Annotated in this window: 14 protein-coding genes; 7 read left to right on the top strand and 7 right to left on the bottom strand. The window is 72.1% G+C overall.

The window, feature by feature from the left end; genetic code table 11:
• Positions 1-150 precede the first annotated feature (150 nt).
• Positions 151-2,397, top strand: a complete 2,247-nt coding sequence (locus I601_RS06185; RefSeq protein WP_068107456.1) for a transglycosylase domain-containing protein — start codon at positions 151-153, stop codon at positions 2,395-2,397.
• Positions 2,398-2,412: 15 nt separating this feature from the next.
• Positions 2,413-3,840, top strand: a complete 1,428-nt coding sequence (locus tag I601_RS06180) for a glycosyltransferase family 87 protein (protein WP_068107453.1) — start codon at positions 2,413-2,415, stop codon at positions 3,838-3,840.
• Between the two features lie 64 nt (positions 3,841-3,904).
• Here I601_RS06180 and I601_RS06175 read toward each other — a convergent pair whose 3' ends face one another.
• From I601_RS06175 to I601_RS06160, 4 genes are all read right to left on the bottom strand, one after another.
• Positions 3,905-5,014 carry an alanine racemase gene (locus I601_RS06175; protein ID WP_068107452.1) on the bottom strand — a complete coding sequence of 370 codons (1,110 nt, stop codon included), beginning with the start codon at positions 5,012-5,014 and terminating at the stop codon, positions 3,905-3,907.
• Positions 5,015-5,021: 7 nt separating this feature from the next.
• Positions 5,022-6,200 (bottom strand): lipid II:glycine glycyltransferase FemX, encoded by a 1,179-nt coding sequence (locus I601_RS06170; RefSeq protein WP_237089566.1) that lies wholly within the window; start codon positions 6,198-6,200, stop codon positions 5,022-5,024.
• A 10-nt stretch (positions 6,201-6,210) separates the two neighbouring features.
• Positions 6,211-7,014 carry a deoxyribonuclease IV gene (locus I601_RS06165; RefSeq protein ID WP_068107450.1) on the bottom strand — a complete coding sequence of 268 codons (804 nt, stop codon included), beginning with the start codon at positions 7,012-7,014 and terminating at the stop codon, positions 6,211-6,213.
• A 203-nt stretch (positions 7,015-7,217) separates the two neighbouring features.
• Positions 7,218-8,210: a serine/threonine-protein kinase gene (locus tag I601_RS06160; protein ID WP_068107448.1), complete on the bottom strand. Its 993-nt coding sequence runs from the start codon at positions 8,208-8,210 to the stop codon at positions 7,218-7,220.
• A 253-nt stretch (positions 8,211-8,463) separates the two neighbouring features.
• Here I601_RS06160 and rpsF point away from each other — a divergent pair, with 253 nt between their 5' ends.
• The 4 genes from rpsF to rplI all read left to right on the top strand — a co-directional run bounded on the left by rpsF (position 8,464) and on the right by rplI (position 10,322).
• On the top strand, positions 8,464-8,754 hold the full coding sequence (gene rpsF, locus I601_RS06155; RefSeq protein ID WP_068107445.1) for a 30S ribosomal protein S6: 291 nt from the start codon (positions 8,464-8,466) through the stop codon (positions 8,752-8,754).
• 138 nt (positions 8,755-8,892) lie between these two features.
• Positions 8,893-9,528 carry a single-stranded DNA-binding protein gene (locus tag I601_RS06150; RefSeq protein ID WP_068107443.1) on the top strand — a complete coding sequence of 212 codons (636 nt, stop codon included), beginning with the start codon at positions 8,893-8,895 and terminating at the stop codon, positions 9,526-9,528.
• A 96-nt stretch (positions 9,529-9,624) separates the two neighbouring features.
• The gene (gene rpsR, locus I601_RS06145) at positions 9,625-9,861 is read left to right on the top strand and encodes a 30S ribosomal protein S18 (protein ID WP_068107441.1); all 237 of its coding nucleotides are present in this window, start codon (positions 9,625-9,627) and stop codon (positions 9,859-9,861) included.
• A gap of 14 nt (positions 9,862-9,875) precedes the next feature.
• Entirely contained in the window at positions 9,876-10,322 is a 447-nt protein-coding gene (rplI, locus tag I601_RS06140) for a 50S ribosomal protein L9 (RefSeq protein WP_068107439.1), read from the top strand.
• An 88-nt stretch (positions 10,323-10,410) separates the two neighbouring features.
• Here rplI and I601_RS06135 read toward each other — a convergent pair whose 3' ends face one another.
• From I601_RS06135 to I601_RS06125, 3 genes are read right to left on the bottom strand one after another with little or no spacing between them, the layout of a single operon-like run.
• Positions 10,411-11,616, bottom strand: coding sequence for a hypothetical protein (locus tag I601_RS06135; RefSeq protein ID WP_068107437.1), 1,206 nt, complete (start codon positions 11,614-11,616; stop codon positions 10,411-10,413).
• Between the two features lie 60 nt (positions 11,617-11,676).
• A complete protein-coding gene (locus I601_RS06130; protein ID WP_068107436.1) occupies positions 11,677-12,249 on the bottom strand; it encodes a hypothetical protein in 573 nt (190 codons plus the stop codon).
• A 10-nt stretch (positions 12,250-12,259) separates the two neighbouring features.
• The gene (locus tag I601_RS06125) at positions 12,260-13,633 is read right to left on the bottom strand and encodes an MATE family efflux transporter (protein ID WP_068107433.1); all 1,374 of its coding nucleotides are present in this window, start codon (positions 13,631-13,633) and stop codon (positions 12,260-12,262) included.
• Between the two features lie 492 nt (positions 13,634-14,125).
• On the opposite strand from I601_RS06125, the gene dnaB reads away from it, so the two are divergent.
• The gene (gene dnaB, locus I601_RS06120) at positions 14,126-15,550 is read left to right on the top strand and encodes a replicative DNA helicase (protein WP_068107432.1); all 1,425 of its coding nucleotides are present in this window, start codon (positions 14,126-14,128) and stop codon (positions 15,548-15,550) included.
• Positions 15,551-15,567: the final 17 nt, after the last annotated feature.

Genomic DNA, 15,567 nt, shown 5'->3' with positions numbered 1-15,567 from the left:
CGTAGCGATATATCCGCCGGATGATAAAACTCGTGCGCTGCGCCGTCCTCGCGACGATCGCTCCGTGTGCCACCCGGTTGCGTACCCTGATCCACGGTCCGAACCACCGGGCGCGCCAGCCGCGCCCTCTTCCCCGGGAGCAGCAGCGACGTGACAGCCAAGCGCAGGGCAGCCGGTCCGGCCGTGAAGCGGACGCCCACCAAGGCCCCGCCCCGGACCTGGAAGCAGCGTCTCCTCAGCGTGCTCAAGTGGGGCTCGATCGCTGGGCTGGTCGGCGCGCTGCTGGCCGCGGGCGGCTTCTTCTACCTCTACCAGAGCACCGAGATCCCGGACCCGAACGCGGAGTTCGAGACCGAGACGACGTTCGTCTACTACGCCGACGGCAAGACCGAGGCCGGTCGGTTCGCGACCCAGGACCGCACCTCGATCTCCTACGACGAGATGCCCGAGACCATCAAGGACGCCGTGGTGGCGGCCGAGAACCAGTCCTTCTGGACCGACTCGGGCCTGGACCCCAAGGGCATCATGCGCGCGTTCTTCAACAACGCCGCCGGTGACGACACCCAGGGCGCCTCCACGATCACCCAGCAGTACGTGAAGGTGCTCTACCTCACGCAGGAGCGCTCGTACGAGCGCAAGGTCAAGGAGGCGATCCTGGCGCTGAAGCTGCACCGCAAGCAGTCCAAGACCGAGATCCTCCAGGGCTACCTCAACACCATCTACTTCGGTCGGGGCGCCTACGGCGTGCAGGCGGCCGCGCAGTCCTACTTCGGCAAGGACGCCGCGGACATGAACCTGCGCCAGTCGGCGGTGCTCGCGGCGGTGCTGAACAACCCGTCGCGGTTCGACCCGGCCAACGGCAAGGACAACAAGCAGCTCCTCAAGAGCCGCTACGACTACGTGCTGAGCCAGATGGTCAAGCTCGAGAGCATCACGGCCGCCCAGGGGGAGAAGGCGGCCAAGCGACTCCCGAAGTTCCCGCAGATCGAGGCGGAGAGCACCTATGGCGGGCAGAAGGGCCACGTCCTCGAGATGGTCCGCGACGAGCTGAACCGGCTCGGCTTCGACGACGACGAGATCGACGGCGGCGGCCTGCAGGTGACCACGACCTTCACCGCCGAGGCCATGAAGGCCGCTGAGGAGGGCGTGCTCTCGGCGCGCCCCGAGGGCTTCGGCGACAAGCAGCTGCACGTCGGTGTGGCCAGCGTCGAGCCCGGCACCGGGGCCGTGCGCGGCTTCTACGGCGGCCAGGACTACGTGCAGTCGCAGTACAACTGGGCGGTCACCGGCGGCCAGGCGGGCTCGACCCTGAAGGCCTTCGCGCTCGCGGCGGCCATCAAGGAGGGCTTCTCGCTGCGCGACACCTTCGACGGCAACTCGCCCTACGAGCTGCCCGACGGCAACGAGATCGAGAACCAGGGCAACCAGAGCTACGGCTCGGCGATCGACATGGTCTACGCGACCCAGAAGTCCGCCAACTCCGCCTTCATCGACATGACCCTGGCCATGGAGAACGGCGCCCAGAAGGTGCTCGACATGGCCAACGCGATGGGCATCCCGCCGGCGAAGGCGCGCAAGAACGGGGCCGGCATCCCGCCCACGTCGCCCGGTCTCGAGCCGATCACCGGCATCTCGTTGGGCAACGCGACGGTCAGCCCCGTCAACCTGGCCAACGCCTACGCCACGATCGCCAACGAGGGCGTCTACAGCGAGCCGTACGTCGTGGAGGAGGTCGTCGGCGCCGACGGCGAGGTGGAGTACACCCACGAGGAGAAGGGTGAGCGCGCGGTCAGCGCCGACATCGCCGCCGACGTGTCGTACGCCCTGCAGCAGAACGTGACCGGTGGCTCCGGCACCGCCGCCCTCGGCCTGGGTCGACCGGCCGCCGGCAAGACCGGCACTGCGACCAACGGTCGGGGCGAGGTCTCCTCGGCGTGGTTCGTCGGCTACACCCCCCAGCTGTCGACCGCGGTGATGTACGTGCGCGGCAAGGGCAACGAGGAGCTCCAGGGCTGGCTGCCGGAGTACTTCGGCGGCGCCTACCCCGCCGACACCTGGCTCGCGGTGATGCAGGTCCTGATGGAGGGCCTGGAGGTCGAGGAGTTCCCCGAGCCCGTCTTCGTCGACGGCGAGGCGCCCCCGGGCTACGCGCCCACCACCGCGCCGCCGGCACCGCCGGCACCGCAGCCCACGCAGCAGTCGCCGACCCGGCAGCCCTCGCCCACCCGGGAGCCGACCCCGACCGAGGAGCCGACCCCGACCGAGGAGCCGACGCCCACCGAGGAGCCGACCCCGTCCCCCACGACCACCGGGCCGCCCGTGCCTACGGGCCCGCCCTCCGAGTCGTCGTCGCCCAGCGGGGCCGCCGGCAGCGGCGGACCGAGCCCGAACGGGTGACCGGGTGAGCCTGCGATGACCCCGTCCTCGGGACCGGACGCGGCTCCCACCGAGGAGGACCCGCTCGCCGCGACGCTCAGCGAGGGGATCGGCGGGCCCGTGGGGACGCGGGCCGGTCGTCATCCGTGGTGGACGCCGCTGCGGGTGCTCCTGGCGCTGTGCGCGGTCGTGGTCGCGCTGGGGATGCTGCAGAAGGCTCCCTGCTACAGCGACACCTGGACCGACACCGACGCCCGGTACACCCAGATGTGCTACTCCGACCTGCCCTACCTCTACACCGGCCGGGCGCTGGTCGAGCGGGCCTGGCCCTACTCCGGCGACGCCGAGCTGCGCGAGCGCTACCCCGAGGTCATGGAGTATCCCGTCGGGATCTCGTACTGGGCCTGGGGCACCGCCCTGGTCGCCCAGGGTCTGACCGGCTGGGCCGACCTCGACGAGCGGCAGGCCGCCGACCCGGGCTCGCTCTTCGGCGACCCCGAGGTGCAGCGCGAGATCCGCGCCTTCGTCATCGTCAACGCGCTCGGCTTCGCGCTGCTCAGCCTGCTCGCGGTCTGGCTGCTGGCGCGCACGCACCCGCGCCGTCCGTGGGACGCGCTGTGGTTCGCGCTCTCCCCGGCGCTGCTGCTGACCGGGCTGGTCAACTGGGACCTGCTGGCGGTGGTGCTGGTCGCAGGTGCGCTGTGGGCCTGGTCCACCGGTCGGCCGGTGCTGACCGGCGTGCTCATCGGCCTGGGCACCGCGACCAAGCTCTACCCGTTGTTCCTGCTCGGGGCGGTCCTGGTCATCTGCCTGCGCCAGCGACTCTGGCGCCACCTGGCGCTGGTGGGGGTGTCGGCCGCGGTGGCCTGGCTGGCGGCCAACCTGCCGGCACTGCTGACCGGCTACGAGCAGTGGCGGGTCTTCTGGTCCTTCAACTCCGAGCGGGGCGCCGACCTCGGGTCGCTGTGGCTGGTCGCGGCGCAGGCCGGTGACGTCGCCCTCGAGCCCTCCACCATCAACACCGCCTCGCTGCTGTTCTTCGCCGGCTGGTGCGCGGCCGTCTTCGCGCTCGGGATGCTGGCGCCCCAGACCCCGCGCCTGGCCCAGCTCGGGTTCCTGCTCGTCGCCGGCTTCCTGCTGGTGAACAAGGTCTACTCGCCGCAGTACGTGCTGTGGCTGCTCCCGCTGGCCGTCCTGGCGCGACCGCGCCTGCGCGACCAGATCGTGTGGCAGGCCGGCGAGATCTTCTACTTCGCCTGCGTGTGGTGGTACCTCGGCGGCCTGCTCGACGACGGCGGCGGCGGTGCGGCCGGGTTCTACTGGGTCGCGATCGTGGTCCGGGTCGCCGCCGAGCTCTACCTCGTGGGCCTGGTGGCGCGCGACGTGTGGCGCCCGCGGCACGACCCGGTGCGGCGTACGCAGCCCGTGCATGAATCCCCGGTCAGCCGGGGACTCCAGCACTAGTCGGGCGTTGCAACACCCATCCAGTGCATGAGTCCCCGGTCGGCCGGGGACTCATGCAGCGCGCTCAGCTGACGACGATGCGGTCGAACGCGGTGGCGGTGTAGCGCACCCGGACGTCGACGACGTCACCGACGGCGGGCACCCGGGCTCCGGTGGGCACGAAGAGCATCGAGGCCTGCATGTGCGGCGGCTCGGCGAACAGCCGCTGCTTGCCGTCGATGGAGAACGGCGAGCGCACGAAACCGACCGCGTCGAGACCGCCCCGGGCCAGGGTGGCGGCGCGACCGCGCAGGCCGAGGTCGCCGGTGGGGGCCTCGAGGCCGACGCCGTGGGCGGTGCCGCCGGTGACGACGAGCAGGTGCCCGGACTTGGGGGCGGTGCGCCCGCGGTAGCCGAAGACGTCGCCGCGCTCGAGGGGGTGCACGTCGAGGACGGTCGAGGTCACCGACAGCGAGCCGCGGTCGCCAAGCCACAGGCCGGTGCCCATCCGGGACCGGAAGGTGAAGTCGGGCCAGCGGGCGCGCAGGCCGGACAGCTCGGTGTCGCTGAGGTGCGAGACCCAGACCGTGTGCGACCGGGGGCCGGGCGGCAGCTGGGCACCCACCACGTCGGTCAGCAGCCGCGAGGCCTCGGAGGTGTGCGAGCCCTGGGCGAGCGGGAAGTGCATCGCCACGCCCTCGAGCCGGGCGCCGGGGTGGGCGCGCAACGCCTCGCCGACCGCCCACAGCTCGCGCGCCGACAGCCCGTGGCGCTGCATGCTGGTCAGCCGCTCGAGCACGAACCGGGCCCGCGGGCGCCGCGCGAGCAGGTCCTCGAGGTCCTCGAGGCGACCCACGGTGTGCACGAGGCGGTCGGCCAGGGAGTCGTCGGCGGTGGCCTCGAGCGCGGAGCCGAAGGGCCGCCACGGGGTGAGGACCACGACGCTGCCGTCGAAGCGCTGCACGACCTCCTCGAGCTCGTCGTACATGCCGACGGCCAGGGTGTCGCAGGTGCCCGCGTCGGGCTCGTGGCCCAGGTCCTGCTCGGCGAGCCACTGGGTACGCCGCGCGAGGCGGCCCAGCGTGAAGCCGTAGCCGTTGCCCTTGACGACGGGCACCAGGCCCGGGTGGGCGGCAGCCGTGCGGCGCAGGTGCTCGCGCCAGCGCGGGCCGTCGACGTTCAGGGTCAGGCTCATCGCGCGGTCACCGGCGCGCCATGTAGAGGCTGAAGGCGCGGTAGAGCACCTTGTTGAGCGGCAGGTCCCACTCGCCGGCGTACTCGACGGCCCGGCCGCCCGTGCCGACCTTGAACTGGATCAGCCCGACGTGGCTGTCGTCGGCCTCGAGGGTATCGGTGATGCCGCGCAGGTCGTAGACGTGCGAGCCCGCGGCGAGGGCGTCGCGCAGCATCGCCCACTGGGCGGCGTTGGAGCCGCGCACGTCGCGCTTCTCGGTGGACGAGGCGCCGTAGGAGTACCAGGAGTGGGTGCCGACGCGGATCGCGATGGTGGCCGCGACCAGGTCGCCCTCGTGGCGGGCCAGGTGCAGGCGCAGCCGGTCGGGCTGGTCGAGCTGCTCGCCCTCACCGGCCAGGGCCTCGACCATGGTGCGGAAGTAGCCCAGCGGGCGCGGGGTGAAGTGGTCGCGCTCAGCGGTGTGGACGTAGAGCTCGTGGAAGGCCGGCAGCGCCTCGAGCGCCTCGGCGACGCCGGAGGTCGACTGCACCTCCACGCCGGCCTTGACGGCCTTCTTGATGTTGCGGCGCCACTGCTGGTTCATCGCCTTGAGGACGGCGGCCTCGTCGAGCGGCGCGCCCTCGTCGTCGACGAGGGGCACCTGGAAGACGAACTGGGGCTGGCCGGCGGCGAAGCCGCCGTCGACGCCCTGGTGGCGCCAGCCCAGGGACTCCAGCTGCGAGACGACACGGGCCCCGACGGGGTCCCGCTCGAGCGGGGCCAGCTCGCCCAGGCGGCGTACGCCGTCGTCGGCGATGCCGTCCTTGACCTGTTGGGCGCTCCACTGCGCGGTCACCACGGGCGGACCCATCCGCACCCCGAAGGCGCCACGGCCGCGGCAGTGGGCGGCCAGCGGCTGGAGCCATCGGCCCAGGTCGTCGTCGGTCCAGTCGAGGACCGGCCCCTCCGGGACGTAGGCCAGGTAGCGCTTGAGGCGGGGCAGCTGGCGGTAGAGCACCAGCGCGACGCCCACGAGCTCCTCGCCGGCGAAGAATCCGAGCGACTCACGGCGCCACTCAGCCTTGACCAGGCCCCAGGCGGGGGTCTGCAGGAAGCTGGCCGAGGGGCGGGTCTCGAGGAACGCCAGGTGCTCGGAGGGCGGGATCTCCCGCACCCGGAGCGGGGCGGCAGGCACGGGGTGGGTCACGGCAGGGACGTTACAGCCGATTCCGCAGCCAGGCGGCGTCGGCCACGTGGGCCTCGGCGGGTCCTGGGGTCTCCATCACCACCGGTGCCCCGGCGTCGCGCACCACCGAGGCGAGCAGGTCCGGGTCGATGCGGCCGGAGCCGAAGTTGGCGTGCCGGTCGGCACCCGAGCCGAAGTCGTCACGGCTGTCGTTGGCGTGCACCAGGTCGATGCGCCCGGTGATCGCCAGCACGTCCTCGACCACGCTCTCCAGGGCGATCCCGCCGGCGTGGGCGTGGCAGGTGTCGAGGCAGAAGCCGACCATGTCGGCACCCTCGGCACCCCCGATCGCGGCCCACACGCCGGAGATCCGCTCGAGGTGGCGGGTCATCGCGTGGTCGCCGCCGGCGGTGTTCTCGATGAGCAGCGGGATCTTGAGGTCGGTGGCCTCGACGGCCTTGCGCCAGTTGTCGAAGCCGACGGCCGGGTCGTCGCTCTTGTTGACGTGCCCGCCGTGCACGATCAGGCCCCGGGCGCCGATCTCGGCCGCCGCGTCCATGTGCTGCTGCAGCAGCTTGCGGCTCGGGATCCGGACCCGGTTGTTCGTGGTCGCGACGTTGATGATGTACGGCGCGTGGACGTAGAGCTCGACGCCGGCGGCCTCGGCCTCCTCGCGCAGCCCGGCGGCGCCGCCGACGTGCTGGACCTCGGGCCCGCGGTAGCCCTGGGGGTCACCCAGGAACATCTGCACCAGCGGGAGGTCGCGCGCGCGTGCCTCGCCGACCGGGTCGGCCTGGTCGACGTGGGCACCGATGCGGATCGAGTTCGACGACATGGGGCCACCCTAGGAGCGCTCACCGACACGGGTTTGCCGGGTCCGGGGTCGTGGGAACCTCCCGCCATGACGTCCACCCTGCTCACCGCGGCGCTGGCCGACGACCGGCTGGGTACGGCGACGCTGCTGCTGGGGGTCGCCCTCGCCCTCCTGGTGGCCGGGCTGGTGCTGCTGCGCCGTCGCTGAGCGGCGCGGACCGGCGCTCACAGCAGCAGCACCAGGGCCACCAGGCACAGCCCGGCGGAGCCGAGCAGGCACAGCGCCGCGGCGACGGTCCGCGTCGACAGGGCCGCCTCCCGGCCCGCGCCGGGGGTGCGGGGCCCCGGCGGGGTGCCGAGGCGGTCGGGCACGTGCGGGGGTCGGGGCTCCCGGTCCCACGGTGTGCCCGCCGGCACCCCCAGGCGGTGCAGCCGCTCGAGCGCGGCGAGCGCCGAGGGCGGGCGGCCCCCGGCATCCGGGCTGGTCAGCGACGTGACCAACCCGGAGAGGAGACCGGGCGGGGCGGGCCGGCCGGCCTGCTGGCGCGGCGTACGGGCGGTGAGGAGCTCGCGGACCACGACGCCGGCGGCGTACAGGTCCTGGCGGGGGTCGGGCGCAGCCCCCGCGACCTGCTCGGGGGCCAGGTAGCCGTCGGTCCCGACCACACCGGGGTGCTGGGTCAGCCGGGGGCCGTCGACCAGGGTGGCGACCCCGAAGTCGCCCAACCGCAGGTGCGGGCGCCCGCTCCCGGTGGGCTCGAGCAGGAGGTTGGCCGGCTTCACGTCGCGGTGCACCACGCCCGCTTCGTGCACCGCGGCCAGGGCACGCAGCAGCTGGGCCAGCAGCACCGCCACGTAGCTCTCGGGCAACGGGCCGTGCTCGCGCAGCAGGTCGTCGAGCGACCCCCCGCGCACCAGGTCCATGGTGAGGACGACCAGGTGGTCCTCGGCGGCCCAACCCGTCGGGGCGACGACGTGCGGGTGGTCGATGCGCACCGACTGCTCGCGCACGAAGCGCAGCAGCAGCCCCGCGTCGTGCTCGCCCAGCACCTTGGCGCCCACCCAGCGCCCCTGCTGGTGGTCCCACGCGCGCCAGACCGAGCCCATCGCACCGGACCCGACCCGGTCGCGCAGCTCGTAGCGGCCCGCGAGCCGCCGCGGCGGCGGCGCGGGGAGGCCCGGGTGCCCGGGATGTCGCCCGGAGGAGGAGTGGCGCATGTCGTCGCCCTCCTACCCCGGGGCGGCGCCACCCACGCCTGGTCGTGCACAGGCGTGGGCCGACGTTTGGGCCGTGGTCCTCGCGCGCTGGTATCTTGCGCTGTCCGCGATCGCAGGCCCCACCGACGGGTCCCTGTCCGCGGTCCCCGCTCCCACCAGCGTGGCGCGCGAGCGTCGTGCGGGTGCGGGAACGCACAGCCCTCCTGCCACGGAGAGACCGTGGCCGCCGAGTCCAGAGGAGGTGGAGACTGCTATGCGTGCTTACGAAGTAATGGTCATCCTCGACCCCAGCCTCGAAGAGCGGACGATTCAGCCGTCCCTCGAGAAGTACCTCAACGTGATCACCAACGACGGTGGCACCGTCGAGTCCGTCGACGTCTGGGGACGTCGCCGCCTCGCGTACGAGGTCAAGAAGAACGCCGAAGGCATCTACGCCGTCATCACGCTGAACGCCGAGCCTGCCACGGTCAAGGAGTTCGACCGTCAGCTCGGCCTCAACGAGGCGATCCTGCGCACCAAGGTCATCCGGCCCGACGCGCACTGAGCCTCCCGGCTCGATGCCTCGGGTCGTCCACTTGTGGATGACCCCTGTCCGATGTCGGCGCGTTCGGCCACGATGGTCGCGCACGCTGGATCGGACGACCGAACAGCACCAGGATCAGCACACCGCTAGGGAGACCTCATGGCAGGCGAGACCGTCATCACGGTGGTCGGCAACCTCGTCGACGACCCGGAGCTGCGATTCACCCCCTCGGGGGCGGCCGTGGCCAACTTCCGGATCGCGTCGACGCCGCGCACCCTCAACCGTCAGACCAACGAGTGGGAGGACGGCGAAGCGCTGTTCCTCGCCTGCTCGATCTGGCGACAGGCCGCGGAGAACGTTGCCGAGTCCCTCCAGAAGGGGATGCGCGTCGTGGTCCAGGGCCGCCTCAAGGCCCGGTCCTACGAGACCCGCGAGGGTGAGAAGCGCACCGTGATGGAGCTCGAGGTCGACGAGGTCGGCCCGTCCCTGCGCTACGCGACCGCCAAGGTCGCCCGCACCACCCGTCAGGGCGGCGGCGGCGGAGGCTACTCCGGCGGCGGCCAGGGCGGCGGACAGGGCGGCGGCTACGGCGGCGGCCAGCCGGCTCAGGGCGGAGGCCAGGGCGCAGCTGCTCCGGCCAACGACCCCTGGGCGTCTCCGGCGCCCCAGCAGGGTGGCCAGCAGGCCGCTCCGCAGGGCGGCGGCGGGTACGGCGGGGCACAGTCCCGTCCGGCCCCGAGCCAGGGCAACGACCCCTGGGGCGCCCCCGGCGTGGGCGAGGAGCCCCCGTTCTGATCCTGGACCGTCCGGTCCAGCACCACTGACCATCAACCTGATCCATTCCGACCCGGTACCCACTCCGGGGCGGGCTTCTAGAAAGGAAGCACCACAATGGCCAAGGCAGTGATTCGCAAGCCCAAGAAGAAGGTTTGCCAGTTCTGCAAGGAGAAGGCGACCGGCGCCGACTACAAGGACGCCACCCTTCTCCGCAAGTTCATCTCCGACCGCGGCAAGATCCGCGCGCGTCGGGTCACCGGCAACTGCGTACAGCACCAGCGGGACGTGGCCATCGCGGTCAAGAACGCCCGCGAGGTGGCTCTGCTGCCCTACACCTCCACCGGTCGCTGAGAGGAGCACGGACGATGAAGCTCATCCTGACCCAGGAGGTCACCGGTCTCGGTGGTCCCGGCGACGTGATCGAGGTCAAGGACGGCTACGGCCGTAACTACCTCGTCCCCCGTGGCGTGGCCATCCGTTGGACCCGCGGCGGCGAGAAGACCGTCGAGTCGATCAAGAGCGCGCGGTCCAGCCGCGCGGTGCGCGACCAGGCGCACGCCCTCGAGATCAAGGCGAAGCTCGAGGCCGCGACGGTCAACGTCCCGGTCAAGGCCGGCGAGGGCGGGCGTCTCTTCGGCGCCGTCACCCCCGCCGACATCGCCTCGGCGCTGACCGAGGCGAGCGGCGAGCCTGTCGACAAGCGCACGATCGCCGTCGAGAACGCCATCAAGTCGCTCGGCGCCCACCAGGTGTCCGTGCGTCTCGACGACGAGGTGTCGGCCACCGTGTCGCTCAACGTCGTCAAGGGCTGAGTCCCACACCGCACCTGCACCACGAGAACGGGCCCGGACCTCCGACGGAGGTCCGGGCCCGTTCGTCGTCCTCGACGACCGGTCGCGCTCAGCGCAGCATGATGGCGTCGAGCTGGACGGGCTTGCCGCGGCTCATCACGCGGAACGTGATCGGTCCGCTGAAGGAGCCGCTCTGCGCGTTGCGCACGATCACGACGGCGCTGCGCTGGGTGCGCTTGCCGCCGAGCTTGACCTTGCGCCAGACCCCGCCGGGGGTCTTGAACTTCAGCTTGCCGGTGTCCGGCCCGGTGGTGGCGAGCAGCCGCACCTCGCGCACGTCGGTGCCCTCGACCGAGATCTTCGACTTGTAGCGGGTCGCCTCGAGGTAGTCGCCGGCGAAGTACTTGTCCGAGGACCGGGTCTTCCAGCGCCGGCCGGGCGAGACGAGGTTCTCCGGCACGGTGAAGGTCGTGGTGGCCGGCTTCGCCGACGTGTTGCCCGCGCGGTCGCTCACCGAGACGCTCAGCGTCTGGGTGCCGGGCCCGAGGTCGTGGAAGACGACGTTGTCGTCGCTGCAGGGCATCTCGCGCCCGTCGATGTCGCACGCGAAGGTGAGCGCGGACTCCGAGCCGGTGATGCGCAGCCGGGGGCTGTCGGTGGTGAGCATCGGCAGCTCGGGCGTCTCGGGGTCGAACGGCTCGTTGAAGATCCGCGCGACCGGGGTGAGCGTGTCCACCTTGAAGCTCGTCTCGGCGGGCGTCTGGTCGATGTCGGGCACGTCGGTGGCGGCGCCGCCGGTGCCGAACAGCGGGTTGCTCGGGGAGGTCGCGTCGATGGGGCGGTCCGCGGCGTCGAAGGCGCGGACCCGGAAGGTGTACGGCGTCTCCTTGCCGCCCAGCTCGCGGCGGGTGTCCTCGAGGTCGGTGTAGGTCACCGGGCTGGTGCACTTCTGCCAGTCGGCCGGGGCCTCGGGGGTGTTGAAGAACTGGCACTCGAACCCGATCGGGTCGGCGTCCGCGTCGGGGTGCTTCCCGGTGAAGGTCAGGGTGATCGAGTCCTGCGCGACGAACCCGAGCCCGTTGGGCGTCGGGGTCACCGAGTCCAGGCTGGTCTCCGGGGGGACGCTGTCGTCGCACCGGTCCCCGGGACCGATCGGCGACGGGAGCGGCAGCGGGAGCTCTCCTGGCGGTGCGACCTCGGTGAGGCAGCCGGGGTCGGCGGTCGCGGCGGGAGCGGCCAGGACCGGCAGCAGGGCACCCACCAGTGCGGCCACGGACAGGGTGGCAGCGCGACGGGCGGACGAGGGGACTGGCATCGGATGTTCCTCAGGTGGAGGCGGAGGGGTCGTTGCTACAACGCCCCAGTGCGCCCCAGGCTACGAATCCCTGGCCGTGCTCGCGGCGCTTCGCCCGAAGTCGCGCGGTGTGCCTCCGGCCCAGGCGCGGCGGGCGTCGACCAGGAGCATCACGACCACGGTGAGGATGAGCAGGTCGGCGAGGACGAAGGCGAGCGGCTCCAGACCGCTCACCCCGGCGCCGTAGACCAGGACGGGCAGCACCGCGACGACCACCGCGACCGTCCGCACGAGGAACCAGCGGCGGCGAGCCGCTGCGTCCTGGCCCACGGCGGCGGCGACGCCGAGCTCGTGGGCCAGCAGCACGGTGACCAGCAGCTGCGGCAGGCTCAGCGCCCAGGCGATCGAGGGGTCGGCGTCGCCCAGGGAGCCACTGACCTGCGGGAACCAGAGCACGGCCGCCAGCAGGCCGGCGACCACGGCCAGCCCGATCAGGACCGGACGCTGGCGGGTGGCGGTCTCGGCGGGCAGGCGGCCCAGGCCCGCGACGACCAGGGCCCAGCCCGCCCAGTCGGCCATCACGTCGTACCCACCGGTGGGGGCGACGAGGGCGACGAGGAGCAGCCCCGAGGCGACCAGGGACAACGGGGCCATGGCGGGCAGCCTACGACCTGGCCCGGCGCGGGCCGGGGAACGTGGCGCCGGTGACCACCCAGGCGTCGCTGCGCTCGCGGAGCACCAGCACGACCATGCGCGAACCCATGAAGACGGTCGTGTAGGCGATCCAGAGCGCCAGCAGGCCGCCCCAGGACGCGGCGAGCAGGGCGACCGGCAGGTAGACCACCAGCGTGACCACGCCGCCCAGCGCCAGGTAGCGCCCGTCGCCGGCGCCGATCAGCACTCCGTCGAGCACGAAGACGATCCCGGCCACCGGCTGGCCCAGCGCGGCGATCAGCAGCACCGGCACCAGTGCCTGGTGCACGGCCTCGTCGCGGCTGAAGAGGGGGCCGAGCAGCGGGCTGGCGGCGGCCAGCGCCAGTCCCGTGACCACGCCGACGACCACGCCCCAGCGCAGCATCCGACGGGTCAGCCGGCGGGTGGCCTCCACGTCGCCGGCGCCCAGGGTCCGGCCGGTGAGGGCCTGCGCCGCGATCGCGATGGCGTCGAGGACGAAGGCCAGGAAGCCCCACAGCGTCATCGCCAGCTGGTGGGTGGCGAGGTCGACGTCGAGCCCGGCGCCCGGTGCGGCGCCGAGGGTGACGGCGTACGTCGTGGCGAGGATGGCCGCGCGCAGGGTCAGGGTGCGCACCACGAGCGGCACGCCGGCCCGGGCGGCGAGGCGGATGCCGGGCAGGTCGGGGCTCAGCGGGGCGCCCTGGGCCCGGGCCCCGCGCACCACGACGGTGCCGAGCACCGCTGCGCTGAGGACCTGCGCGACCACGGAGCCGATCGCGGAGCCGGCGATGCCGAGACCGGCGGGGTAGACCAGGACCACGTTGAGGACGATGTTGAGGACGTTGCCGCCCACGGCGACGTAGAGCGGCGTGCGGGTGTCCTGCAGGCCGCGCAGCACCCCGGTGGCCGCCAGCATCACCAGCAGCGGGGTGGTGCCGAGGAAGGCGATGCGCAGGTAGGTGGTCGCCTGCTCGGTCACCTCGGGGCCGGCGCCGAACGCGGCGACCATCGGGCCGGTCAGCGCGACGCCGGCGATCGTCGTCACCAGTCCGATGCCGACGGCCAGCCAGAGCCCGTCGACGCCCTGGGCCAGGGCGCCCCGCAGGTCGCCGGCGCCCAGGCGGCGGGCGACGCTGGCGGTGGTGCCGTAGGCGAGGAAGACGCAGAGGCCGACGGCGGTCTGCAGGACCACCGCGGCGATGCCCAGGCCGGCGAGCTCGGGGGTGCCGAGGCGACCCACCACGGCGGCGTCGCCGAGCAGGAAGAGCGGCTCGGCGACCAGGGCCAGGAAGGCGGGGACCGCCAGCCGCCAGATCTCGCGGTCGGTGGCGCGGGGGTCGGTGCCGGCCGGTGGTGCGCTCACGAGCGGATCGTAGGCGCGAGGTCGTCCATACCGGTCGGCGGTGTCTTACCGAAACTGGGGACAAGTTGTGGACAGTGCGGTACTGGGCGCTATGTCGACAAACATCAGGGGTGTCCCGGGAGTGTCGGGGACGTGAACAAAATCAATGTCCGACAAATTTTCATCCACAGGTGTGGATGTGCGTTATCCCAGGTCAGACAGGGTGCTCCCAGGAGTTGACAGTAGTTCTCCACAGAACCGTCCCCAGGCTCTGCACACGCTGTCGCGTGTCCTCCACGGGACGGGCCAACTTATCCACAGGGCCTGTGGACAACCGGCTTTCCGATGCGGCCCCGGGACACGTACGGTCACGCGGACGAGGTCCACCGGACGTCGTCTCGGACCGGTCTCCACGCGGTGCGGCGCCGCTGTGTCGGTGCTCGCCCCTAGCGTCACGAGCACCGGCGCCAGCCGGCACGGGGTCGGCCCGGGGACCACGCAGGGGAGGGCACGTTGAGCGTCACCGAGCAGCAGGGCCGCACCGCAGAGGAGCCGCCGCCGTACGAGGACTGGGGCGACGGCCCGGTCTCCTACAAGCCCGGCGAGCGCCCGCGCAACGGACCCAACGACCGCACGCCGCCGCAGGACATGGCGGCCGAGCAGTCGGTGCTCGGCGCGATGCTGATCAGCAAGGACGCGATCAGCGAGGTCACCGAGCGGGTGCGGGGTGGCGACTTCTACCGCCCCTCCCACGAGACGATCCACGACGCGATCATCGACCTCTACGGGCGCAGCGAGCCGGTGGACATGGTCACGGTCGCGGCCGAGCTCCAGCGCCGCGGTGAGCTGCAGCGCGTCGGTGGCGCGCCCTACCTGCACACGCTGTCGGCGAACGTCCCGATCGCGGCCAACGCCGGCTACTACGCCGCCATCGTGCGCGAGAAGTCGGTGCTGCGCCGGCTCGTCGACGCCGGCACCAAGATCGTCCAGATCGGCTACGCCGGTGAGGGCGACGTCGACGACATCGTCGACCAGGCTCAGGCCGAGGTCTTCAAGCTCGCCGAGAAGCGTTCGGGTGAGGACTACGCGCCGCTCTCGGACATCATGGACGGGGTCCTCGACGAGATCGAGGCGATCGGCAACCGTGACTCCGGCATCTACGGCGTCCCGACCGGCTTCGCCGACCTCGACGAGCTGACCAACGGTCTGCACAAGGGCCAGATGATCATCGTCGCGGCGCGTCCTGCCATGGGGAAGTCGACGCTGGCTCTGGACTTCTGTCGGGCGGCGTCTATCCACAACAACCTGACCAGCGTGTTCTTCAGCCTCGAGATGACGCGCTCGGAGATCACGATGCGTCTGCTCTCCGCCGAGGCGAAGGTGCCGCTGAACCACATCCGCAACGGCGCGATGGGCGACGACGACTGGACCAAGCTGGCCCGCAAGATGGGCGAGGTCTCCTCGGCGCCGGTCTTCATCGACGACAGCCCGAACATGACGATGATGGAGATCCGCGCCAAGGCGCGACGGCTCAAGCAGAAGCACGACCTGCAGCTGATCGTCATCGACTACCTGCAGCTGATGAGCTCGGGCAAGAAGGTCGAGTCGCGCCAGCTCGAGGTCTCGGAGTTCTCCCGCCAGATCAAGCTGCTCGCCAAGGAGCTCGAGGTCCCGATCATCGCGCTGTCGCAGCTCAACCGTGGCTCCGAGCAGCGCGCCGACAAGCGCCCGGCGATGAGCGACCTGCGTGAGTCGGGCTCGATCGAGCAGGACGCCGACATGGTGATCCTGCTGCACCGCGAGGACGCCTACGAGAAGGAGTCGACCCGCCCCGGCGAGGCCGACCTGCTCGTCGTCAAGCACCGCAACGGTCCCACCCGGGACATCACGGTGGCCTTCCAGGGCCACTACTCCCGCTTCGTCGACATGGCCCACTGACCGCGGCGGCTGCCGCC

The organism is Nocardioides dokdonensis FR1436 (assembly GCF_001653335.1).
Lineage (GTDB): Bacteria > Actinomycetota > Actinomycetes > Propionibacteriales > Nocardioidaceae > Nocardioides > Nocardioides dokdonensis.
The sequence above is the reverse complement of the archived record's forward strand: the minus strand, read 5'-3'. Positions and strand labels throughout refer to the sequence as shown.

Excerpts from the sequence above, each read along its gene's own strand:
- I601_RS06180 (WP_068107453.1), top strand. The coding sequence starts at position 2,413 with ATGACCCCGTCCTCGGGACCGGACGCGGCTCCCACCGAGGAGGACCCG.
- I601_RS06175 (WP_068107452.1), bottom strand. The coding sequence starts at position 5,014 with ATGAGCCTGACCCTGAACGTCGACGGCCCGCGCTGGCGCGAGCACCTG.
- I601_RS06165 (WP_068107450.1), bottom strand. The coding sequence starts at position 7,014 with ATGTCGTCGAACTCGATCCGCATCGGTGCCCACGTCGACCAGGCCGAC.
- I601_RS06160 (WP_068107448.1), bottom strand. The coding sequence starts at position 8,210 with ATGCGCCACTCCTCCTCCGGGCGACATCCCGGGCACCCGGGCCTCCCC.
- rpsF (WP_068107445.1), top strand. The coding sequence starts at position 8,464 with ATGCGTGCTTACGAAGTAATGGTCATCCTCGACCCCAGCCTCGAAGAG.
- I601_RS06150 (WP_068107443.1), top strand. The coding sequence starts at position 8,893 with ATGGCAGGCGAGACCGTCATCACGGTGGTCGGCAACCTCGTCGACGAC.
- rpsR (WP_068107441.1), top strand. The coding sequence starts at position 9,625 with ATGGCCAAGGCAGTGATTCGCAAGCCCAAGAAGAAGGTTTGCCAGTTC.
- rplI (WP_068107439.1), top strand. The coding sequence starts at position 9,876 with ATGAAGCTCATCCTGACCCAGGAGGTCACCGGTCTCGGTGGTCCCGGC.
- I601_RS06135 (WP_068107437.1), bottom strand. The coding sequence starts at position 11,616 with ATGCCAGTCCCCTCGTCCGCCCGTCGCGCTGCCACCCTGTCCGTGGCC.
- I601_RS06130 (WP_068107436.1), bottom strand. The coding sequence starts at position 12,249 with ATGGCCCCGTTGTCCCTGGTCGCCTCGGGGCTGCTCCTCGTCGCCCTC.